Source organism: Rhodococcus sp. NPDC004095 (genome assembly GCF_053604015.1).
Genome location: NZ_JBSGGS010000005.1, coordinates 351,228 through 370,285, shown reverse-complemented (window position 1 = coordinate 370,285; position 19,058 = coordinate 351,228). Strand labels below are relative to the sequence as shown.

The following is a 19,058-nucleotide window of genomic DNA, read 5'->3' as shown; positions in this document are numbered from 1 at the left end:
GTGAGTTCGGAGAAGATGCTGGTCCGGATCGGCGGGCTGTTACGGCAGGCGGAGTCGACCGACAACCCGCACGAGGCGCAGGCGTTCATGGAGGCCGCGCAGCGGCTCGCGACCGCCACCGCCGTTGACCTGGCCGTGGCGCGCGCGCACACCGCGTCCCGCGAACGCCGCGCCACCCCGGTGCAGCGGGCGATCTCGATCGGCGAACCGGGACGCAAGGGACTGCGCACCTACGTGCAGTTGTTCGTGGCGATCGCCGCGGCCAACGACGTGCAGTGCGACGTCGCCCACAATTCCACGCAGGTGTTCGCGTACGGGTTCGACACCGACATCGAGGCCTGTCAGACGCTGTACGCCTCGCTGCTCATGCAGATGGTCCGGGCGTCGGACGCGTACATCCGGTCCGGGGCGCACCGCCCCGTCGCCGGGGTGACCGCCCGGCTGAACTTCCAGCTCGCCTTCGCGGCGCGGATCGGCGAACGCCTCGCCACCGCCAAACGCGAGGCCGAAGCGGAGGCCGTGCGGACCGACACCGGCAACACCGATCCGACCGGTACCGCACTCGTGTTGCGGGACAAGCAGATCGAGCTGCGCGACTTCTACTCGCAGACGTCGAAGGCGCGTGGCACCTGGCGGGGCGCGCAGGCGAGCGTCGCCCGCTCCGACAAGGCCCGCCGGGCCGGGGACCGGGCCGGCCGGGACGCCCGGCTGGGGGCGAATCCGGAACTGCCCGGTGCACGGAAGCGGCTCGCGTGAGTGTCCGCGACAGCCAACGCTCGCTGGTGTACGACGCGGAATCGGTGGTGCGCGGGATCTTCGACCGCGCCGACCGGGGCACCGGGCGGCAGCTCGAACTGTTCGGCTCGCACCTGACCCTGCCGGTCGAGCGTCGCTTCGCGTCGGTGGAGTCGGTGCAGGACTACGCGGACCGGGTGCTGGCCCTGAACTGGGTCCGTGCCCGCTGGCCGCGGTCCGCGGTGCCGGTGACGGTGCGGACGCGCGCCGGCGCGAAGGCGGCGCACTACGAACCCGGTACCGCCACCCTCGCCGTGCCGGTCGTGGGCGGCCGATCCCGCTGGGCACTGCGGGAACTGGTCGTCCTGCACGAGCTGGCGCACCACCTCGAACCGGACGGCGCCGATCTGGCGCCGCACGGCCCGGAGTTCGTCGACCGCTACCTGGTGCTCGTCGAGGAGATCCTCGGCGGCGAGACCGCTTTCGTACTGCGCACCGTCTTCGTCGAGAACGGAGTCCGGCTGGCCTGACCCGACCGCGTGATCCCGGGCCGCGCGGAGCTCAGGATCCGAACGGGCCGTTGTCGGGCAGCCGCAGGTCGGACTTCTCGAGTTCCTCGATGTTGACGTCCTTGTAGGTGATCACCCGCACGTGCTTGACGAACCGGGCGGGCCGGTACATGTCCCACACCCAGGCGTCGGCCATCCGTACCTCGAAGTAGATCTCCCCGTCCGCGTTGTGCGGCACCAATTCGACGGAGTTCGCGAGGTAGAACCGCCGTTCGGTCTCGACGACGTAGGCGAACTGGCCGACGATGTCCTTGTACTCACGGTAGAGCGAGAGCTCCATCTCCGTTTCGTACTTCTCGAGATCTTCGGCGCTCATCGGTTTCGTTGTCCTCCTGCTGTTCGCTGGTCCAGGCAGCCCGGTGTCCGGACCTGACGCCCCATCATCCCGCACCGACCGCGGCGGTGTACATCGCACCCGTCCCGACGCCTGCGGCGGCCCGCACGTTCGCGTACGACATGCGGTGTTCGCGGCTCGGTCCGAGGGCGCTCAGCGCCGCGGTGTGAACGGGTGTGCTGTACCCCTTGTGCCCGGCGAAGCCGTACCCGGGCAGGTCCTCGTCCAGCGCGACCATGGTGCGGTCCCGGGACACCTTGGCCAGGATGCTGGCCGCCGCGATGCACGCGGCGGACGCGTCACCGCCGATCACCGGCAGCGACGGCGCGGCCAGTCCGGGCACCCGGAATCCGTCCGTCAGAACGTAACCCGGCGGTGAGGACAGGCCGGCAACGGCGCGGCGCATGCCCTCGATGTTGGCGACGTGCACGCCCAGCGCGTCGACCTCGGCGGCGGGGATCTCGACGATGCACCACGCTCGGGCAAGGCGCTGGATCACCGGGAACAATTCCTCCCGGACCCGCTCGGTCAGTTTCTTCGAGTCGTCGAGCCCGGCGAGTGCACGATGCGGCTTCGGACCGAGGACGCAGGCGGCCACCACCAACGGTCCCGCGCACGCCCCCCGGCCCGCCTCGTCAACCCCGGCGACCGGGCCGAGACCCGTCCGGATCAGCGCAGACTCCATCGTCCGCAGCCCGGATGCTCTGCGGATGACGGTGCGCGGTGGCCAACTGGTCAATTCTTCTGTGTCAGTTCGTCTCGGGATCAGTTCGTCTGGGGGTTGGGCGAGGAGATCGTGCCCCACCGCGACGGCGGCAACACGATCGCGACGGCCTTGCCGATCACGTTGTCGATCGGCACGGTTCCGTTGTACTCGTCCCCGACGTGGTAGCGCGAGTCCGCCGAGTTGCTGCGGTTGTCGCCCATCACCCACACGTTGCCCTCCGGCACGGTGTACGGGCCGAAGCAGCGGCCGGACTTGATCGGGGTGTCGCACGTCTGGATGCCGGGAGTGAACGGGAAGTCGCTGACCACGTACGGCTCGTCGAGTGGCTTGCCGTCGACCAGGACGCGGCCCTGCTCGTCGCAGCACTCCACCTTCTGGCCTCCGGTCGCGATGACCCGCTTGACGAGGTCGTTCTCGTCCGGCGGCACCAGACCGACCAACGAGCCGAACTCCTGGACGCCGCGGATCACCACGTTGTCGGACCGGGTGGACGACCATTCGCCGTTCCACGAATCGGGACCCTTGAACACGATGACGTCGCCGGGATCGGGGTCCCCGAAGCGGTAGCTGATCTTCTCGACCAGGATCCGGTCGCCGGTGCAGCCGGCGCAGCCGTGCAGGGTGGGTTCCATCGACTCGGAGGGGATCAGGTACACCCTCGCGATGAACGTCTGCAACACGAAGCTCAGCAGCAACGCGACGACGATGAGGATGGGGAGTTCCCGCCAGAACGAGCGGGGCTTCTTCTTGGGCCGCTCCGACGCACTGTCGGGGCCATCGGCGCCGCTGCCCGGCGCCGTCGATTCCTGCGGGGTATCTACCACTGGAACAGGTTAGCGTCTGCGCACTTCCGATTGCTGCTACTGGCCCAGCAGCACGAGGGCTACGTGGTCACGGCTTCCCGTCGCACTTCGACCCCCCACGCGTCGACCTTCGCTCGAAAGCGGAAAGCCCGGCCCAGAAATTCCGGGCCGGGCCAACACTGTGAGCCAGAGCTCAGTGCGCTTGCGCGCGAACGCTCAGCGCTTTTCCTTGATCTTCGCGGCCTTGCCACGCAGATCGCGCAGGTAGTACAGCTTGGCGCGACGCACGTCACCGCGGGTGAGCACGTCGATCGAGGCGATGTTGGGGCTGTGCACCGGGAAGGTGCGCTCGACACCGACGCCGAAGGACACCTTGCGGACGGTGAAGGTCTCGCGGATGCCGCCGCCCTGACGCCGGATCACGACGCCCTTGAAGACCTGCACGCGCTCCTTCGAGCCCTCGATGACCTTGACGTGCACGTTCAAGGTGTCGCCGGGACGGAACTCCGGAATGTCGCTACGGAGTGACTGGGCGTCCAGGAAGTCCAGTGTGTTCATCGGTTGATCCATCCTTGCGTTTCTTCGCACGAGCAGAGGACCCGAGCGGCACCGCGGATCCGCGATGCTCGGCTGGTTCGTACTCCGATTCAATGGGTGCGCCTGTGCAGGCAACCCGTCAATTGTGCCAGACGGGCTGTTCCCAGGCGAAATCACCCGTCAGACGCCGTCCCGGCCGCCGTGCCCGACGGGCGGCGCGGCCCGCACGGTCCGCTCCAACTCCTGCTCGGTCGCCGTCACCGCGTGCTCGACGCTCGGTTTGCCTGCGATGAGGTCCTGCACGTAGATCTTCGCGCGGATCATCGGCCGCCGGTACCGCTTCTCCCGTGCAATAGCCCGCGCCATCTTCCTGGGCTTGTCCGTGTACCGCCATCGGGCCCACGGCGCCCCGGGGCGACTCAACCGGATGGCGCCGACCAGCAGCATCGGGAAGAAGAACATGCCGAACAGACCGGTCCAGATCTTGCCCTTCGCGATCACGACCGCCGCGATCGCGAGACTCAGCAGTGACAGCACGGCCAGCACGGCCCGCACCCACAGCTCAGGATTGTCCCGGAAGTCGGACGGGTTGACGATCGCGTCGGGCCGCGCCCCGAGCAGCAGCAGACCGGTGACGGCGACGGCCACGAACACGGCGTCCACCGACGCACGCCCCTGCTCGGCCCAGTACACGTCCTTGAGGTAGAAGATCAGCGCGAACTCGTCGAGCACCAGCGCGGCACCGATGCCGAAGCACGCGGCGAGCACCGCACCGGATGCCTGCGTGCCGTCCTCGTAGATCGCGATCAGCCCGACCCCCGACACGAGCATCGCGACCACCCCGAAGACGACATGGTGGACGTGCTGACCGCCAGGGGTCACGTTGCCCGGCCACCACCGGACCTTCGCACGGATCATGCGGACGCTGAAGCGGATGAAGACGAAACCGGCAATGAAGCCGAGCAGGAAGAACAACAGCGGCAACCGGCCGCGTGCGACGATCTCGTCCTCCAGCCAGTGCCGCATCAGGCCGGCCCTTCGCCCCTGACGATGCACCGGAAGCCGACGTGACAGGTGGAGGTCTCCTCGGTCTCCCCCTGCCGGGCCGCGGGGCGGTAGCGCAGGCAGTAGTTCGGCGCGCACAGGTGCGAGCCACCCTTGATCACCCGCCGCGGATACACCTCGCCGGCCCGCACCTCCGCCGCCTCCACCCGCGGATTGCGCGGAATGCAGCAGGCACTCGCAGGCGCGACGTTGCGTCCCGACGCGCCGTGGTCGGCGGTGTGGAAGTCCGTCGTCCACTCCCACACGTTGCCGGCCATGTCGACCAGGCCGTACCCGTTGGGACGGAACGACCCGATCGGCGAGGTGCCGACGAAACCGTCCTCGGCCAGGTTCTGCCAGGGGAACTCGCCCTGCCAGGTGTTGGCCTGGTACCGGCCGCCGGGCGTGACGTCGTCGCCCCAGGCGTAGGTCTTGCGGTCGAGGCCGCCGCGGGCCGCGAACTCCCACTCCGCCTCGCTGGGCAACTCCTTGCCCGCCCAAGCCGCGTAGGCGAGCGCATCGGCGTAGGCGACGTGGGTGACCGGATGCCGTTCACGCCCACCGACGTTGCTGCCGGGCCCCTCGGGGTGGCGCCAGTCCGCCCCGGGCACCCACGACCACCACTGCCGGAAGTCGTCGAGCGAGACCCTCCCCGGCGGCGGGGTGAACACCAGCGAACCGGGCACCAGGTCGCCCGGGTCGGCGTCCGGGTAGTCGGCGGGGTCGGGCGCGGTCTCGGCGACGGTGACGTGCCCGGTGTCCTTCACGAAGCGGCGGAACTCGGCCACCGTCACCGGGTGGGTGTCCATCCAGAACCCGTCGACCTGCACCTGGTGCACGGGACGTTCCTCCGGATAGAAATCCTCCGACCCCATCCAGAACACGCCACCGGGAACCCACGACATGTCCTTGCGCGCCCCGCTGGTCACCATTGCCACAGCATCTCACCCATCACGGATGGTGTCGGTACGAGACCCTCCGCCGAAGATCTGGGCATGGGTACTGCAATCGGTGACATCCTCCCCCTCGCGCTCGGCGTCGCGATCAGCCCGATCCCGATCATCGCGGCGATCCTCATGCTCCTGACCCCGAAGGCGGGCACCACTGCCACCAGTTTCACCGCCGGCTGGGTCCTGGGTATCGCGGTCGGTTACGCGGTGCTCGTGGTGATCGCGAGCGCCGTCGGACTGAGCTCGTCCTCGGACGGCAACGCCACCACGGCGACGATCAAGATCGTGCTGGGTGTGCTGCTGCTCCTGCTCGCCGCAAAGCAGTGGAAGGACCGCCCCGCGCCCGGTGAGGACCCGAAGATGCCGGCCTGGCTCGCCGCGATCGACAAGGTCACGCCCGGCAAGGCACTCGGACTCGGTGTCGTGCTCTCCGTGGTGAACCCGAAGAACCTGCTGATGATCGTCGGCGCGGCGGTGGCCGTCGCGCAGCTCGGCGTCAGCGGCTCGGTGCTGACCGTGGCCGGGATCGTGTTCACCGTCATCGCGGCGAGCACGGTGGCGGTGCCGGTGATCGCATACTTCGCGGCGCGTGAGCGGGTAACCGGCTGGCTGAACAACCTGAAGGTGTGGCTGACTGCGAACAACGCCGCCGTGATGGCGACGCTGCTGCTGGTCATCGGTGTCGTGATGATCGGCAAGGGCATCGGCGGGTACTAGCGGCCACGCCGCCGCGTGCGCACTTGTGGTGGCTCCCGCCACCACAAGTGCGCACGAGTGCGCAGCGCCTACTTCCCGAAGCCGGCCTTGCGGAGGGCGTCGGCCATCGATCCGTTGGCCGGCCGCTCGGACCGGCCCCCGCCCTGACGCTGCCCGCCGTTGCCCCGACCGCCGCCGTTGCCGTTGCCGCGCCCACCGCCGTTGCGACCACCCTGACCGCCACCGTTGCCGCCCGAGCGGTGCTGCTGGCCGCCCTGACGCGGACCCGACTGCTTCGGCGCACCGGGCTCGTCGTCGAGGCGCAGGCTCAGGCCGATCCGCTGCCGCGGCACGTCGACCTCCATCACCTTCACCTTGACGACGTCACCGGACTTGACGACCTCGCGCGGATCCTTGACGAAGTTGTGTGACATCGCGGACACGTGCACCAGGCCGTCCTGGTGCACACCGACGTCGACGAACGCGCCGAACGCGGCGACGTTGGTGACGACACCCTCGAGCACCATGCCGGGATTGAGGTCGGCGACCTTCTCCACGCCCGCCGCGAACGTCGCGGTCTTGAACTCCGGTCGCGGGTCGCGGCCCGGCTTCTCGAGTTCGGCGATGATGTCGCTGACGGTCGGGACGCCGAACCGGTCGTCGGCGAATTCCTGCGGGCGCAGCGACCGCAGCACCGTCGTGTTGCCGATGATCTCCTTCACCGTCGAGCCCTGGGCGTCGACGATCCGCCGCACCACCGGGTACGCCTCCGGGTGCACGGCGGACGCGTCGAGCGGGTCGTCGCCGTCGGTGATCTTCAGAAAGCCCGCACACTGCTCGAATGCCTTGGGCCCGAGCCGGGGCACGTCCTTGAGCGCGGCGCGGGTCCGGAACGGTCCGTTGGCGTCGCGGTGCGCGACGATCGACTCCGCGAGCGAACCCGCGATGCCCGACACCCGCGACAGGAGCGGCACCGATGCGGTGTTGACGTCGACGCCGACGGCGTTCACGGCGTCCTCGACGACCGCGGACAGCGACCGCGCGAGCAGCGACTCGGACACGTCGTGCTGGTACTGGCCGACCCCGATGGACTTCGGGTCGATCTTCACCAGTTCGGCGAGCGGGTCCTGGAGCCGGCGCGCGATCGAGACGGCGCCGCGGATCGACACGTCCAGGTCGGGCAGTTCCTGCGAGGCGTACGCGGACGCCGAGTACACCGACGCCCCCGCCTCGGAGACCATCACCTTGGTCAGCCCGGCATCGGGGAACTTGGCGATCAGGTCGGCGACCAGGGCGTCGGTCTCGCGGGACGCGGTGCCGTTGCCGATGGCGACGAGGTCGACGCGGTACTTCGCGGCGAGCCCGGCGAGGGTGGCCAGGGACTGGTCCCACTTGTTCGCGGGCTGGTGCGGGTAGATGGTCTCGTGGGCGAGGACCTTGCCGGTGGCGTCGACCACCGCGACCTTCGTGCCGGTGCGGAATCCGGGGTCGAGGCCCATGGTGGCGCGGGTGCCGGCGGGCGCGGCGAGCAGCAGGTCCTTGAGGTTCGCCGCGAACACGTCGACGGCGTCCTGCTCGGCGGACTGCCGCAGGCGCATCCGGGTGTCGATGCCGAGGCTGACCGCCAGCTTCGTCTTCCACGCCCAGCGGACGGTGTCGAGCAGCCAGCGGTCGGCGGGACGGCCCCGGTCGGCGACACCGAACCGGGCGGCGATGCGGCCCTCGTACACGGACGGCTCCCCCGGCACCGGTTCCTCGGTGTCGGCGTCCAGGCTGAGCGAGAGCACCTCTTCCTTCTCGCCGCGCAGCAACGCGAGGATCCGGTGTGAGGGCAGCTTTTCGAACGGTTCGGAGAACTCGAAGTAGTCGGCGAACTTGGCGCCTTCGGTCTCCTTGCCCTTGCGGACCGAGGAGCTCACCTGGCCGCGCCGCCACATCGTCTCGCGCAGCTCACCGACCAGGTCGGCGTCCTCGGCGAACTGTTCGACGAGGATCGCGCGGGCACCGTCGAGCTGCTCGGCGGTGTACTGGGCGGGGTCGACGGACGGATCGGAGAGCAGGGTGTCGGCGACCGGCTGGTGTCCGGCCTCGCGGGCGATCTGGGCCTTGGTGCGCCGCTTCGGCTTGTACGGCAGGTAGATGTCCTCGAGCCGCGCCTTGGTGTCGGCGAGCATCAGCTGGTCCTCGAGCTCGTCGGTCAGCTTGTCCTGCGACCGGATCGACTCGATGACCGCGGCCCGGCGCTCGTCGAGTTCACGAAGATAGCGCAGGCGCTCGTCCAGCTGCCGCAGCTGCACGTCGTCGAGGCCACCGGTGACCTCCTTGCGGTACCGGGCGATGAACGGGACCGTCGCACCGCCGTCGAGGAGATCGACGGCCGCGCGGACCTGCTCCTCCCGGACGTCGAGTTCCTCGGCGATGCGCTGGTTCACGGTCTTGAGAGCAGTCGTCACATCGGGGAACCCTACCGGTGCCGACCGACACCACACTCGCGCGACGCCCGTCGCGTACGGCCACCACCGACGGTGGTGCGTGCGACGATTCGAGAGTGCGGCGCGCGAGGCGCGGAACGTCGTTTCGTCAACCGACCGGAGGTCCGTGGATGCCGGGAATCGATCCGACCGAGACCATGTCCCACGTCCAGGGAATCCTGGGCCGTCAGCCGGCCGTGGGGTTCGCGCTGGGAATCGTGCGCGACGGGTCGACCGAGTTCCTCCACACCAGCGGCCTGGCGGACATCGCGGCGCACGCTCCGATCACCGAGGACACAGTGTTCCGGATCGCCTCCATCACGAAGACCTTCACCGCGATCGCGATCCTGCAACTGCAGGAGCAGGGGCTGGTCGACCTCGACGCCCCCGCCGACGAGTACCTGCGTGCGTACCGACTGGTTCCGTCGAAATCCGGATGGCGGCCCGCGACCCTGCGTCACCTGCTGACCCACACCGCCGGGATCGGGGAGCTGGCGCCCCGATCCGGTTTTCTCCGGCGGGATTTCGGCGAGAGCATCGCGCCCGGGCGGCCGGTGCCGACCTTGGCCGAGCACTATCGGGGCGGCGTCCGCCTCGACGCGGAGCCGGGCACGATGTTCCGGTACGGGGACCACGGTCCGGCGACACTCGGGCAGATCGTCGAGGACGTCACCGGAATCCCCCTGCACCGCTATCTGCGCGAGCACGTCTTCGCACCGCTGGGCATGACGGACACGACCCTGCTGCGCTCCGAGGTCGACCCCGCCCGACTGGCGACCGGGTACACACTCGGTCCCGACGGTGCCCGCGTGGTCCCGTTCCGCGAGTGGGTGACAGCGGGCGCCGCCAATGTGCTCTCCACTCCACGGGACATGGGTCGGTACCTCGCCGCACTGCTGGGTGGCGGCAGCAACGAGCACGGCTGCGTCCTGCAGCCGGCGACGCTCGCGAGCATGTTCGCGCCCCAGTACCGGCCCCACCCCCGCATTCCGGGCATGGGCCTGGCGTTCTTTCGTAAGAACCCGGGCGGGCACGCCGTCGTCGAACACCAGGGCCTGCTGCCGGGGTTCGATTCGCAGATCGTCGTCGCGCCGGAGGACGGTGTCGCGATCATGGCGTTCACGAACGGGACCCGGCAGGGAGGGATGTGGCTGCCGGTCGAGGTGGGCGGCCTGCTCGGCCGGCTGATCGACGTGCCCGACGACGGGATCCGCACCGATGTCCCACAGCGACCCGAGTTCTGGAACGAGCTGTGCGGCTGGTATCAGCTCCCCGGCTCACTCACGGACACCCGGGTGCGGTCGCTGATGGGCGCCGGATTCGAGGTTCTCGTCCGCCGCGGCCGGCTGACCTTCCGATTCCTCGGACCGGTCCCGCCCCTGCTGCGCGGACTGCCGCTGCACCCGGACGACCCGGCGGACCCCTACGCGTTTCGGCTCGACCTCTCGGAGTTCGGCGTGGGCAGTTTCCCGGTCGTGTTCGGTCGCGACCCGGATTCGGGCGTCATGGCGGTGCACCTGGAGATGATGCCGCTCTCCGCGCACAGGAAGCCGAGGACCACGAATCCGCGGCTGTGGGCCGAGGGCGCCGGCGCCGCCGCGGCGGCGGCCGTACTCGGACGGGTGGTGTCCGGCAGGATGAGACGAGCAAGGTAGGTCGGTCCCATGGCGGCGGGCCGGATTCCGATCCGCGACCATTGCCCGCCCCCTACCCTGGGACACCGGCACGGACACGGCACCGAGGAGGCACCCATGCGCGCGCGTTTCGCGGCGATCGCACTCGCCGCGGCGATCGCACTCGGGGCCTGCGGATGCACCGTGCCGACCGAGTCCGAGCAGGCCACCCTCCCCGCCCGACCGGACGCGCCGACATGGCAGGCGGAGCAGCAGGTGCCGACGCTGCACGACCCTCCCCCCGTCCCGGCACCACCCGCATCCTCCGCGACGGCTGCGCCGCCACCGCCGATGGCCGCGACGTGGACTCCGGTGCCCCGCGCCTCGGGTCCGCTGCCGGCCGACATCGAGGCCCGGATCGGCGCTGCGACCGCCGCCGCCTCTGCCCGTGGCGCGGACACGTCGGTGACGTTGCTCGACCGCGTGACCGGCGACCGGTTCGGCACCGCCGAGACCGACGTCGTCGAGACTGCCTCGGTCGCCAAGCTTTTCATCGCGGACGAGATGCTGCACGAGGACGCGTCGATCTCGGAGGAGGACGAGGACCTGCTCGTCCGCATGCTCGAACGGTCCGACGACGACGCCGCGAACAGCTTGTGGCTCCGATACGGCGGGAGCGCGATCGTCGACGCCGTCGCCGACCGCTACCAACTGCCCGACACCCGCCCGCCATGGGACGGCAATTGGTGGAACACCGAGACCAACACCGCCGATCTGGTCGACTACTACGCCGAATTCCTCGACGGCGGCGGCGGACTGGCACCGGACGCGACCGCGGAGATCCTCGGGCACCTGCGCCGGTCCACTCCCGTCGCCGCCGACGGTTACGACCAGCGGTTCGGCATCCCGGAGGCGTTGGGCGCGCAACAGGACGGCGATGTCGCGGTCAAACAGGGCTGGATGTGCTGCACGGCCGGCCGCTGGGTCCACGTGTCGACGGCGGTGGTCGGGCCGGACTCGCGGTACGTGCTGGTCGTCGCGGCACACGAGAACGTGGACTACGCCGACGCCACCGACCGCGGTGCCGACGGCGGCGCACAGGAGGCGTACCCGACGCTGCCCGACACCTCGTTGGACTCGGCGGCGGACGATGCCAGTGCCGCACACGCCCGCGAGACGATGACCCTGGTGGTGCGAACCCTGTTCCCGGAGGGGCGAATCGGGTAGCGGAGGTCTACCGGCCGTCGCCGTGGTCCGGCAGCAGGTCCGGCCGCCGCTCCGCGGTCCGGCGCAGCGACTGCTCCCGGCGCCACTGCTCGACCTTCGCGTGGTTGCCCGACAGCAGCACCTCGGGGACGTCGAGTCCGCGCCAGCTGACCGGCCGGGTGTAGCTGGGCCCTTCGAGGAGCCCGTCGGAGAACGAATCCTCTTCGTGCGACTGCTGATTGCCGAGCACGCCGGGCATCAGCCGAACCACGGCCTCCGCCATGACGAGCACCGCGGCCTCGCCGCCGATGAGCACGTAGTCGCCGATGCTCACCTCCTCGACGCGCACGCGGCGGGCGGCGTCGTCGAAGACGCGCTGGTCGATGCCCTCGTACCGGCCGCAGGCGAAGACCAGGTGCTTCTCTCGCGACCAGCGCTGGGCGGTGGCCTGGGTGAAGGGCACCCCGGCCGGGGTGGGGACCACGAGCAGGGCGTCGTCGGGGCAGACCGCGTCGAGCGCGTCGCCCCAGATGGTGGGCTTCATGACCATGCCGGGTCCGCCGCCGTACGGGGAGTCGTCGACGGCCTTGTGCACGTCGTGCGTCCAGTCGCGCAGGTTGTGCACGCCGACGGACACCAGACCCTTGTCGATGGCCTTGCCCAGCAACGCCGTTCGCAGCGGTTCGAGGTACTCGGGGAAAATCGTGATGACGTCGAGGCGCACGGCTACTCCGGGTCCAGCAATCCTTCGGGCGGGTCGATCTCGACGTAGCCGTCGGCGACAGCGACGACCGGGACGATCGCGGTGACGAACGGGATCAGGATTTCGCCCGCCGACGGTGCCTGGGACTCGGGAGCGGTCGGCGGTGCCGACGAATCCGGCACGGCGCCGGCCGGCCGCACGGACAGCAGCTCCCCTGCCGCCGAGTGCAGCACCTCGACCACGGTCCCGACGACGGTCCCGTCGCCCAGCCGGACCTCGAGACCCTCGAGTTCGTGGTCGTAGAACGAGTCCGGGTCCTCGGACGGCGGCAGCTCCGTGGTGTCGACGAGGAACAGCGTTCCACGGAGCGCGTCGGCCGCGGTGCGGTCCTCGACGCCCTTCAGACGCAGCAGAAGCCGCCCGGAGTGCTCCCGGGCGGCTTCCACCGTGTAATCGGTCAGTTTCCGATCACGGGGCTTCCGGCCGTGCAGGACCGCACCGACGGCGAAGCGCAGCTCCGGCTCGTCGGTGCGGATCTCGACGGCGAGTTCGCCCCTGATGCCGTGTGACTTGGCGACACGGCCGACAACGAGTTCCACCGATCTACTGATCGGTGTCGATCACGTCGACGCGGATCCCCTTGCCACCGATGCCGGTGACGAGGGTCCGCAGTGCGGTGGCGGTACGGCCACCGCGGCCGATCACCTTGCCGAGGTCGTCGGGATTGACGTGGACCTCGACGGTGCGCCCGCGACGCCCGGTGATCAACTCGACCCGGACGTCGTCGGGATTGGCGACGATGCCGCGAACGAGATGTTCGACGGCGTCGGCGACAACGGCACTCACTTGTCAGCAGCCTCGGAATCCGCGGCGGCCTCGGCCTCGGCGGGCGCCTCGGCAGCAGCCTCGTCCGCGTCCTTCTTGGCGGCCTTCTTCTTCGGGGTGATGGCCTCGGCGACCGGCTCGTTCTCGGCCTGCGCGAGCGCGGCCTGGAACAGCTCGAGCTTGGAGGGCTTGGCCTCCTTGGTCTTGAGGGTGCCCTCGGTGCCCGGCAGGCCCTTGAACTTCTGCCAGTCACCGGTGATCTTGAGCAGGTTCTCGACCGGCTCGGTGGGCTGGGCGCCGACGCCGAGCCAGTACTGCGCGCGCTCCGAGTCGATCTCGATCAGCGACGGCTCTTCCTTCGGGTGGTACTTGCCGATGGTCTCGATCGCACGGCCGTTGCGGCGGGTGCGAGAGTCCGCGACGATGATGCGGTACTGCGGGTTGCGGATCTTGCCGAGCCGCGTGAGCTTGATCTTGACAGCCATGGTGGAGCCTTTCGAATGGTCACGGCGCAATTCAGCGATGCGCAAGGCGTGCGCACCCGGTTTTGCGTTTGAGGGGGTGTCGTGACCGCCGCGCGGTACGTAACCGGAGACGGGCGAACAGCGGTCCATTCTGCCAGACGGGGACGCCGACGGGCGAATCGCCCGTTCCGCCGCCCCGCGACTCGCCAACACCGGTGATACCGCTCTCCTCGGCGGGGTCGCTGCCTAGACTCCGGTCAGCCGCGCGTTGCGGGTTCGTTCGACGTCTCGAAGGGGGTTCGACGTTGTCGTCCACGCCGCCCACGCCCACCCCACCGGAGCCGGTCACGGCTCCTCCGGCGAACCCGTACCCCAGTTTCGCCGACGGCCCTCCGGTTCCCGAGCGTGGACGTGCCACCGCCCTGGCGTGGCTGGTGCTGCTGCTGGGCCTGGCCGCGTTGCTGACCGGGCTCGGTCCGCTGCTTCGGGTGCAGACCGACTCGGGCGAGCTGACGGCGAGTGCCTTCGTCGTGCCGCAGGGCCTGCTGGTCGTCGCCTGCCTGCTGTTCTCCGGGCTGGTCGCCGGACTGTCGACACTGCCCCGTCTGAAGCAGGTTCGCGGCGCCACCCCGGTCCTGCACGCCCTCGCCACGGCCGCCGCCACGGTCGGTGCCCTGCTCGCCGCGTTCGCGCTGATCGTGATCGTCGGCGTCGCCCGACCCACCGATCTGGTCTCCGGGCTCACCCGCGACACCGAACTCGTCGTCGGGCTCGGCTGGGCCGGGATCACGATCCTCGCGCTGGCGGTGGCGCAGGCGATCACCGCGTTCGTCGCCCTCGCCTACGACGTCGGGCTGGTGCAGACCCGCCGCACGATGCTCCTCGCGCCCGGCCGCCTCCCCACACCGGCGTCCGGGTCCACCGACCAGGCGCCCACACCCACGAAAGCCGACACCGTATGAGCGAGAGCGCACCCGCACCGCAGCCGCCGAACCCGCTCCCACCCGAACCGCCCCGCCCACCGCTGTCGGTACGCGGATGGCTGGCCGTCGCGGCCGCGGCGGCCGCCGTCCTCGCGCTGCTCGCCGGTGGCGGCTATCTCCTCAACCGGACCCTCGGCGACGACGAGACGTCGGTTACGGGCAGCGCGGCGCCGGCTGCCGACGACAACGGCGATCTCGGCGGCGGCGACTTCGCCACCGGGGACGACTTCGACTTCGGCGCGGACACCGACACCGTCGCCGTCGCTCCGACGGCGGTCCTGCCCACCTGCACCCCCCTGCCGCCTGCCGTGGACTCGGCGGGTCGCACGCACGCCTACGAGGCCCCCAACGCGATCGACGGCGACGTCACCACCGCCTGGCGGTGCAAGGGCACGCAGGGGCAGACCCTCGCGATCAGCTTCCCGTGCTCGGTCCACCTGGCGACCGTCGGAATCGACCCGGGCCACGACAAGACCGATCCCGACGGCTCCGACCGGTTCGCCCAGAACCGCAAGGTCACCCGGGTGAAGTGGACGTTCGACGACGGCAGCAGCGTCGAACAGCAGGTCGAGCCGCGCCGCGGCATCCAGACGATGCCCGTCGACACCACTGCCCGTACCGCGACACTGACCGTGCTGGCCACCGTCGACGGTCAGCCGGTCACCAACCGGGCAGGCGAGCGGTCCGCCCCGTTCAACGACGTCACGTCCATCAGCGAGATCCGCTTCACCGCCCGCGCCGGCGACGGCGGGGACGGCTGCGTCCGCTAGCGCGCGGGCCGGTCACCGGATCATGAATCCGGCGTCGAGCGGCCACTGGATGCCGGTGATGAACCTCGCCTCGTCGGACACCAGGTACGCGACGGCGTTGGCCACGTCCTCGGCCTCGATCATCTGCAGCGGCAGCGCGTTCTGCATGCCGGAGATCGAGTTCGCTCCGCCGGCCGCGGCCTCCTCCATCAGGGCGGCCATCGCGGCGTTCATCGTCATGCCGCTGGCCACCCCGGTCGGGTGAATGGTGTTGACCCGGATCCATTCCGGGGCCAGTTCGGCGGCCAGACCCTGCATCAACGCGACCACACCGCGTTTGGCTGCGGCGTAGGCGTTCCCGCTCGCGTTCAACGACGCGGACGCCTTGAGCCCGGCGGTGGAACTGGTGATGACGATCGAGCCACCGCGCCCACCGGCGCGCAGGGCGGGCAGCGCGGCGCGGACGGTGTGGTAGACGCCGGTGAGGTTGGTGTCGATCACGTCGTTCCAGTCGGCCAGGAAGTCCTCCGACTCGGGGCCCATCCGAATGATGCCCGCGTTGGCGATGACGATGTCGACGCGGCCGAACTGCTCGTGGCCCACGTCGAAGGCGTTCTGGAGTTGTTCGTAGTCCCGGACGTCCGCCTTGAGTCCGGCCATCGTGCGGCCTTCCTTCTCGACCAGGCGAACGGTCTCCTCCAGATCGGCCTCGCTCGAGTTCGGATAGGTCATCGACGCCACGTTCTCGCAGATGTCGATCCCGATGATGTCGGCACCTTCCCGTGCGAGTCGCACCGCATGGGCTCGACCCTGTCCCCTACCTGCTCCGGTGATGAATGCGACGCGTCCTTCGAGTCCGGGCATTGCTCTGTGACTCCTTCTCGGCACCTGTGCCGTTTCGAGTTGGATCGGCTGGCTATCGGTTGCGACTCGTGACGCCCCGGGATGTCGGCGCGCCTCGGCGGCTGATTCGGTCCCATGCCTCGTTCGCGGTGCTGTGCAGGGCCTGCCCCTTGGCGAAACCGGAGTAGGCCGCGAATTGCAGGACCACCTCGTCCATTTCCGGTTTCGTGATGTCGCCGGACTCCAACGCCGAACCCACGTGGGACTGCAGCGGCGTGATCGCGTCGTTCACCGCAACCGACGCGACGGTGATGAAGCGGCGGTCGCGGCGGGTCAGGCCGGGGCGCTGCCAGACGTGGCCGAAGACGAAGTTGAGGATTCCGGCGTGGATGTAAGGGGTGTCGGGTGTCGGCGCGTCGATCAGGTTGACGTCGACGAACTCCTCGATGCCGCGCTCGATGCGCTCGTCCCAGTTGGCCTGCCCCAGTGTGCTGTTCTCCATGGGCTGCAAGGGCGAGCGTTCGAGGCCGCGGTCCTGCTGGATGCGTGCCCATTGCCTGCGCACGACACCCTCCAGGTGGGATGCCTTGGGCCAGCCGTTGTACACGGCGAAGTGCAGTACGAACTCCAGCAGCTCGTCCACGGTCATGTCGCCGCTGTTGAGGGCCGCGTACACGTGATCGTCGATCGGCCGTGGCGCGTCCGCCGCCCCGACACAGGTCAGCGTCACCCATCGGCGGTTGCGACGACTCAGGCCCGGGCGTGACCAGATCTGCCCGAAGACGAAACGCCGGTTGAACTCGTCGAACGGGGTGTCCGACGGTTCGGGCTCAACGGTCATCACACCCCGAAGCTCCTCGGCGACTTGACTTTTCATTCGGGACACCCACTCTCAATTCGTGTGCATTAAGATTAAGTCCTAAGACTTAGGTTGTCCAGAGTGGTTTCATGTGGGTTATGTCCAAGCCGGAACCGGTCGCCCTGTCGGCCAAACAGCAGCTGGTGCTCACTGCCGAGCGCCTCTTCGCGATCCACGGACTGGACGGCGTGCCACTGCGGCGTATCGGCACGGAAGCGGGCATGGCGAACAAATCGGCCGTGCAGTACCACTTCGGCACCAAGGAAGGGCTGATCGAAGCCATCCTGTTCAACCGCGTGGACGACCTCACCAGACGGCGCGCACTTCTCGAAGCCCGTGTGCAGGCGGGCGACCTCCGCGGCACCGTGGAAGCCCATCAGCTGCCACTGATCGAACTCGGCGAGGACGAGAACTGCTACTACCTGCCGTTCCTCGAGAAGTTGACGCAGCACGAACACCCACTCGAGAATCTCCCCGCGAGCCACCGCGGGTCCGAAGTCGCGTACTACGACCGCCTCCGCACGATGCTGGACTTCGTCCCACAACCGCTGCGGGACATCCGAATCAACCAGGTCTCGTCGGTGTGCCTGCACGTGTGCGCCGACCGGCACCGGCGCCGAACCCTGGGACTGCCCATCGCGCCCTATGCGCTGCACGTGAGTCAACTGCTCGACGGCCTGGTGGCCATCCTCGCCACCCCGCCGTCCGACGAGACGCTCGCAGCACTCGAAGGCGTCCCCTCCGATCAACCCCCGCTACGACTGCTGCCCTGAGGCACACGGCAGCCGACACCGGCCCCACCGGAAAACCGCTCCCGCTACGCGAACCGGCCCTGCCGAAACCGGTCCCGCTACGCGAACCGGCCGCGCCGGGTGACGACCTTCCCGCGCAGCACCACCAGGTCCGGCTGCGACAGCACGCCGGGGCCGGTACGCGGATCCTGTTCGTACACAACGAGGTCCGCGGGTGCGCCGGCGTCGAGGCCGGGGTGCCCGAGCCAGGGACGGGCATCCCAGCAGGCGGCGCCGAGGGCCTTGGTCGGCCCCAACCCGACGGCGGACAGTGCCGCGACCTCGTCGGCGATCCGGCCGTGCCGGATGGACCCGCCCGCGTCGGTGCCCGCGTAGATCGGGATCCCGGCGTCGTGCGCGGCGCCGATCGTCTCCCCCACCCGCGCGTGCAGGTCGCGCATGTGCGCGGCGTACACCGGGAACCGGTCCGCCGAGTCCGCGATTTCCGGGAAGGTCGCGATGTTGACCAGCGTCGGCACCAGCGCGGTGCCGTGCTCGACCATCATCTCGATCGTGGCATCCGTCAGCCCGGTGCCGTGCTCGATGCAGTCGATGCCGGCACCGATCAGTCCGGGCAGCGCGTCCTCACCGAAGACGTGCGCGGTCACCCGGGCACCGACCCGGTGCGCGGCGGCGATCGCCTCCTTGAGCACCGCGTCGCTCCACAGCGGCCGCAGGTCCCCAACCTCGCGGTCGATCCAGTCGCCGACGAGCTTGACCCAGCCGTCTCCGCGCAACGCCTGCTCGGTCACCGCGCCAGGCAGCTGCGCCTCGTCCTCGAGGTCGATCGGCAGCCCACGGATGTACCGCTTGGGGCGCGCAAGGTGCCTGCCCGCCCGGATGATCCGGGGCAGGTCGTCCCGGCCGTCGACGATGCGGGTGTCCACCGGGGACCCCGCGTCACGTAGCAGCAGGACGCCGCAGTCGCGCTCGGTCTCGGCCTGCGCGAGCAGCCCGCTCTCGTCCTCGTGGCCGCCACCGTACCGGATCCCGACGTGGCAGTGCGCATCGACGAGCCCCGGCAGAATCCACCCGGTCTCGGTCAGCGTCCGTGCACCCGGGATCGGGTCGGTGGAGATCAGGCCGTCGTCGTCGACCCACAGCTCGACACCCTGTTCGTCTGGCAGGCCGCGGCCGGCCAGCCGGAGCGCCACCG

General features: G+C 69.7%; 22 protein-coding genes. 8 read left to right on the top strand and 14 right to left on the bottom strand.

The window, feature by feature from the left end:
• Both ACWEPG_RS12395 and ACWEPG_RS12390 read left to right on the top strand, forming a co-directional pair.
• Positions 1 to 756 carry a DUF2786 domain-containing protein gene (locus ACWEPG_RS12395; RefSeq protein ID WP_450116232.1) on the top strand — a complete coding sequence of 252 codons (756 nt, stop codon included), beginning with the start codon at positions 1 to 3 and terminating at the stop codon, positions 754 to 756.
• Entirely contained in the window at positions 753 to 1,265 is a 513-nt protein-coding gene (locus ACWEPG_RS12390; RefSeq protein ID WP_450116233.1) for a TIGR04338 family metallohydrolase, read from the top strand. The genes ACWEPG_RS12395 and ACWEPG_RS12390 overlap by 4 nt, the downstream gene beginning before the upstream one ends.
• Positions 1,266 to 1,296: 31 nt before the next feature.
• Here ACWEPG_RS12390 and ACWEPG_RS12385 read toward each other — a convergent pair whose 3' ends face one another.
• From ACWEPG_RS12385 to ACWEPG_RS12360, 6 genes are all read right to left on the bottom strand, one after another.
• Complete coding sequence (locus ACWEPG_RS12385) at positions 1,297 to 1,620, bottom strand: DUF2469 domain-containing protein (RefSeq protein WP_345343313.1); 324 nt, start codon at positions 1,618 to 1,620, stop codon at positions 1,297 to 1,299.
• 64 nt (positions 1,621 to 1,684) lie between these two features.
• The gene (locus ACWEPG_RS12380; protein WP_450116234.1) at positions 1,685 to 2,377 is read right to left on the bottom strand and encodes a ribonuclease HII; all 693 of its coding nucleotides are present in this window, start codon (positions 2,375 to 2,377) and stop codon (positions 1,685 to 1,687) included.
• A 26-nt stretch (positions 2,378 to 2,403) separates the two neighbouring features.
• Positions 2,404 to 3,189: a signal peptidase I gene (lepB, locus tag ACWEPG_RS12375; protein WP_450116235.1), complete on the bottom strand. Its 786-nt coding sequence runs from the start codon at positions 3,187 to 3,189 to the stop codon at positions 2,404 to 2,406.
• A 195-nt stretch (positions 3,190 to 3,384) separates the two neighbouring features.
• On the bottom strand, positions 3,385 to 3,726 hold the full coding sequence (gene rplS / locus ACWEPG_RS12370; RefSeq protein WP_450116236.1) for a 50S ribosomal protein L19: 342 nt from the start codon (positions 3,724 to 3,726) through the stop codon (positions 3,385 to 3,387).
• A 159-nt stretch (positions 3,727 to 3,885) separates the two neighbouring features.
• Positions 3,886 to 4,731, bottom strand: coding sequence for a hypothetical protein (locus tag ACWEPG_RS12365; protein ID WP_450116237.1), 846 nt, complete (start codon positions 4,729 to 4,731; stop codon positions 3,886 to 3,888).
• Positions 4,731 to 5,654: a formylglycine-generating enzyme family protein gene (locus ACWEPG_RS12360; RefSeq protein WP_450116240.1), complete on the bottom strand. Its 924-nt coding sequence runs from the start codon at positions 5,652 to 5,654 to the stop codon at positions 4,731 to 4,733. The genes ACWEPG_RS12365 and ACWEPG_RS12360 overlap by 1 nt, the downstream gene beginning before the upstream one ends.
• 90 nt (positions 5,655 to 5,744) lie before the next feature.
• Here ACWEPG_RS12360 and ACWEPG_RS12355 point away from each other — a divergent pair, with 90 nt between their 5' ends.
• A complete protein-coding gene (locus ACWEPG_RS12355; RefSeq protein ID WP_450116238.1) occupies positions 5,745 to 6,416 on the top strand; it encodes a GAP family protein in 672 nt (223 codons plus the stop codon).
• A gap of 68 nt (positions 6,417 to 6,484) precedes the next feature.
• On the opposite strand, the gene ACWEPG_RS12350 is transcribed toward ACWEPG_RS12355, so the two are convergent.
• Complete coding sequence (locus ACWEPG_RS12350; RefSeq protein WP_450116888.1) at positions 6,485 to 8,848, bottom strand: Tex family protein; 2,364 nt, start codon at positions 8,846 to 8,848, stop codon at positions 6,485 to 6,487.
• A gap of 149 nt (positions 8,849 to 8,997) precedes the next feature.
• Here ACWEPG_RS12350 and ACWEPG_RS12345 point away from each other — a divergent pair, with 149 nt between their 5' ends.
• On the top strand, positions 8,998 to 10,521 hold the full coding sequence (locus tag ACWEPG_RS12345; protein ID WP_450116889.1) for a serine hydrolase domain-containing protein: 1,524 nt from the start codon (positions 8,998 to 9,000) through the stop codon (positions 10,519 to 10,521).
• A 96-nt stretch (positions 10,522 to 10,617) separates the two neighbouring features.
• The gene (locus tag ACWEPG_RS12340; protein WP_450116890.1) at positions 10,618 to 11,706 is read left to right on the top strand and encodes a hypothetical protein; all 1,089 of its coding nucleotides are present in this window, start codon (positions 10,618 to 10,620) and stop codon (positions 11,704 to 11,706) included.
• Positions 11,707 to 11,713: 7 nt separating this feature from the next.
• Here the strand turns inward: ACWEPG_RS12340 and trmD are convergent, their stop codons facing one another.
• Genes trmD through rpsP form a run of 4 tightly spaced genes read right to left on the bottom strand, consistent with a single transcriptional unit; the run spans position 11,714 to position 13,698 of the window.
• Positions 11,714 to 12,409, bottom strand: a complete 696-nt coding sequence (trmD, locus tag ACWEPG_RS12335; RefSeq protein WP_452594446.1) for a tRNA (guanosine(37)-N1)-methyltransferase TrmD — start codon at positions 12,407 to 12,409, stop codon at positions 11,714 to 11,716.
• Positions 12,410 to 12,411: 2 nt separating this feature from the next.
• The gene (gene rimM, locus ACWEPG_RS12330; protein WP_450116892.1) at positions 12,412 to 12,987 is read right to left on the bottom strand and encodes a ribosome maturation factor RimM; all 576 of its coding nucleotides are present in this window, start codon (positions 12,985 to 12,987) and stop codon (positions 12,412 to 12,414) included.
• Between the two features lie 4 nt (positions 12,988 to 12,991).
• On the bottom strand, positions 12,992 to 13,234 hold the full coding sequence (locus tag ACWEPG_RS12325) for an RNA-binding protein (protein ID WP_450116893.1): 243 nt from the start codon (positions 13,232 to 13,234) through the stop codon (positions 12,992 to 12,994).
• Positions 13,231 to 13,698 (bottom strand): 30S ribosomal protein S16, encoded by a 468-nt coding sequence (gene rpsP / locus ACWEPG_RS12320; protein ID WP_450116894.1) that lies wholly within the window; start codon positions 13,696 to 13,698, stop codon positions 13,231 to 13,233. Before rpsP ends, ACWEPG_RS12325 begins: the two co-directional genes overlap by 4 nt.
• 284 nt (positions 13,699 to 13,982) lie before the next feature.
• Between rpsP and ACWEPG_RS12315 the strand changes: the two genes are divergently transcribed.
• On the top strand, positions 13,983 to 14,639 hold the full coding sequence (locus ACWEPG_RS12315) for a DUF5336 domain-containing protein (RefSeq protein ID WP_450116895.1): 657 nt from the start codon (positions 13,983 to 13,985) through the stop codon (positions 14,637 to 14,639).
• On the top strand, positions 14,636 to 15,430 hold the full coding sequence (locus tag ACWEPG_RS12310; protein WP_450116896.1) for an NADase-type glycan-binding domain-containing protein: 795 nt from the start codon (positions 14,636 to 14,638) through the stop codon (positions 15,428 to 15,430). The genes ACWEPG_RS12315 and ACWEPG_RS12310 overlap by 4 nt, the downstream gene beginning before the upstream one ends.
• Positions 15,431 to 15,442: 12 nt before the next feature.
• On the opposite strand, the gene ACWEPG_RS12305 is transcribed toward ACWEPG_RS12310, so the two are convergent.
• Complete coding sequence (locus ACWEPG_RS12305) at positions 15,443 to 16,273, bottom strand: mycofactocin-coupled SDR family oxidoreductase (protein WP_450116897.1); 831 nt, start codon at positions 16,271 to 16,273, stop codon at positions 15,443 to 15,445.
• A 52-nt stretch (positions 16,274 to 16,325) separates the two neighbouring features.
• Entirely contained in the window at positions 16,326 to 17,093 is a 768-nt protein-coding gene (locus ACWEPG_RS12300) for a carboxymuconolactone decarboxylase family protein (protein WP_450116898.1), read from the bottom strand.
• Positions 17,094 to 17,200: 107 nt separating this feature from the next.
• Here ACWEPG_RS12300 and ACWEPG_RS12295 point away from each other — a divergent pair, with 107 nt between their 5' ends.
• Positions 17,201 to 17,884 (top strand): TetR/AcrR family transcriptional regulator, encoded by a 684-nt coding sequence (locus tag ACWEPG_RS12295; RefSeq protein WP_452594445.1) that lies wholly within the window; start codon positions 17,201 to 17,203, stop codon positions 17,882 to 17,884.
• 77 nt (positions 17,885 to 17,961) lie between these two features.
• On the opposite strand, the gene ACWEPG_RS12290 is transcribed toward ACWEPG_RS12295, so the two are convergent.
• A complete protein-coding gene (locus ACWEPG_RS12290; protein WP_450116900.1) occupies positions 17,962 to 19,056 on the bottom strand; it encodes an amidohydrolase family protein in 1,095 nt (364 codons plus the stop codon).
• Positions 19,057 to 19,058 lie beyond the last annotated feature (2 nt).

Coding starts and splice junctions, on each gene's coding strand:
- ACWEPG_RS12385 (WP_345343313.1), bottom strand. CDS start 1,620: ATGAGCGCCGAAGATCTCGAGAAGTACGAAACGGAGATGGAGCTCTCG.
- rplS (WP_450116236.1), bottom strand. CDS start 3,726: ATGAACACACTGGACTTCCTGGACGCCCAGTCACTCCGTAGCGACATT.
- ACWEPG_RS12365 (WP_450116237.1), bottom strand. CDS start 4,731: ATGCGGCACTGGCTGGAGGACGAGATCGTCGCACGCGGCCGGTTGCCG.
- ACWEPG_RS12360 (WP_450116240.1), bottom strand. CDS start 5,654: ATGTCGTGGGTTCCCGGTGGCGTGTTCTGGATGGGGTCGGAGGATTTC.
- ACWEPG_RS12355 (WP_450116238.1), top strand. CDS start 5,745: ATGGGTACTGCAATCGGTGACATCCTCCCCCTCGCGCTCGGCGTCGCG.
- ACWEPG_RS12345 (WP_450116889.1), top strand. CDS start 8,998: ATGCCGGGAATCGATCCGACCGAGACCATGTCCCACGTCCAGGGAATC.
- ACWEPG_RS12340 (WP_450116890.1), top strand. CDS start 10,618: ATGCGCGCGCGTTTCGCGGCGATCGCACTCGCCGCGGCGATCGCACTC.
- rpsP (WP_450116894.1), bottom strand. CDS start 13,698: ATGGCTGTCAAGATCAAGCTCACGCGGCTCGGCAAGATCCGCAACCCG.
- ACWEPG_RS12310 (WP_450116896.1), top strand. CDS start 14,636: ATGAGCGAGAGCGCACCCGCACCGCAGCCGCCGAACCCGCTCCCACCC.
- ACWEPG_RS12305 (WP_450116897.1), bottom strand. CDS start 16,273: ATGCCCGGACTCGAAGGACGCGTCGCATTCATCACCGGAGCAGGTAGG.
- ACWEPG_RS12300 (WP_450116898.1), bottom strand. CDS start 17,093: ATGACCGTTGAGCCCGAACCGTCGGACACCCCGTTCGACGAGTTCAAC.
- ACWEPG_RS12295 (WP_452594445.1), top strand. CDS start 17,201: ATGTGGGTTATGTCCAAGCCGGAACCGGTCGCCCTGTCGGCCAAACAG.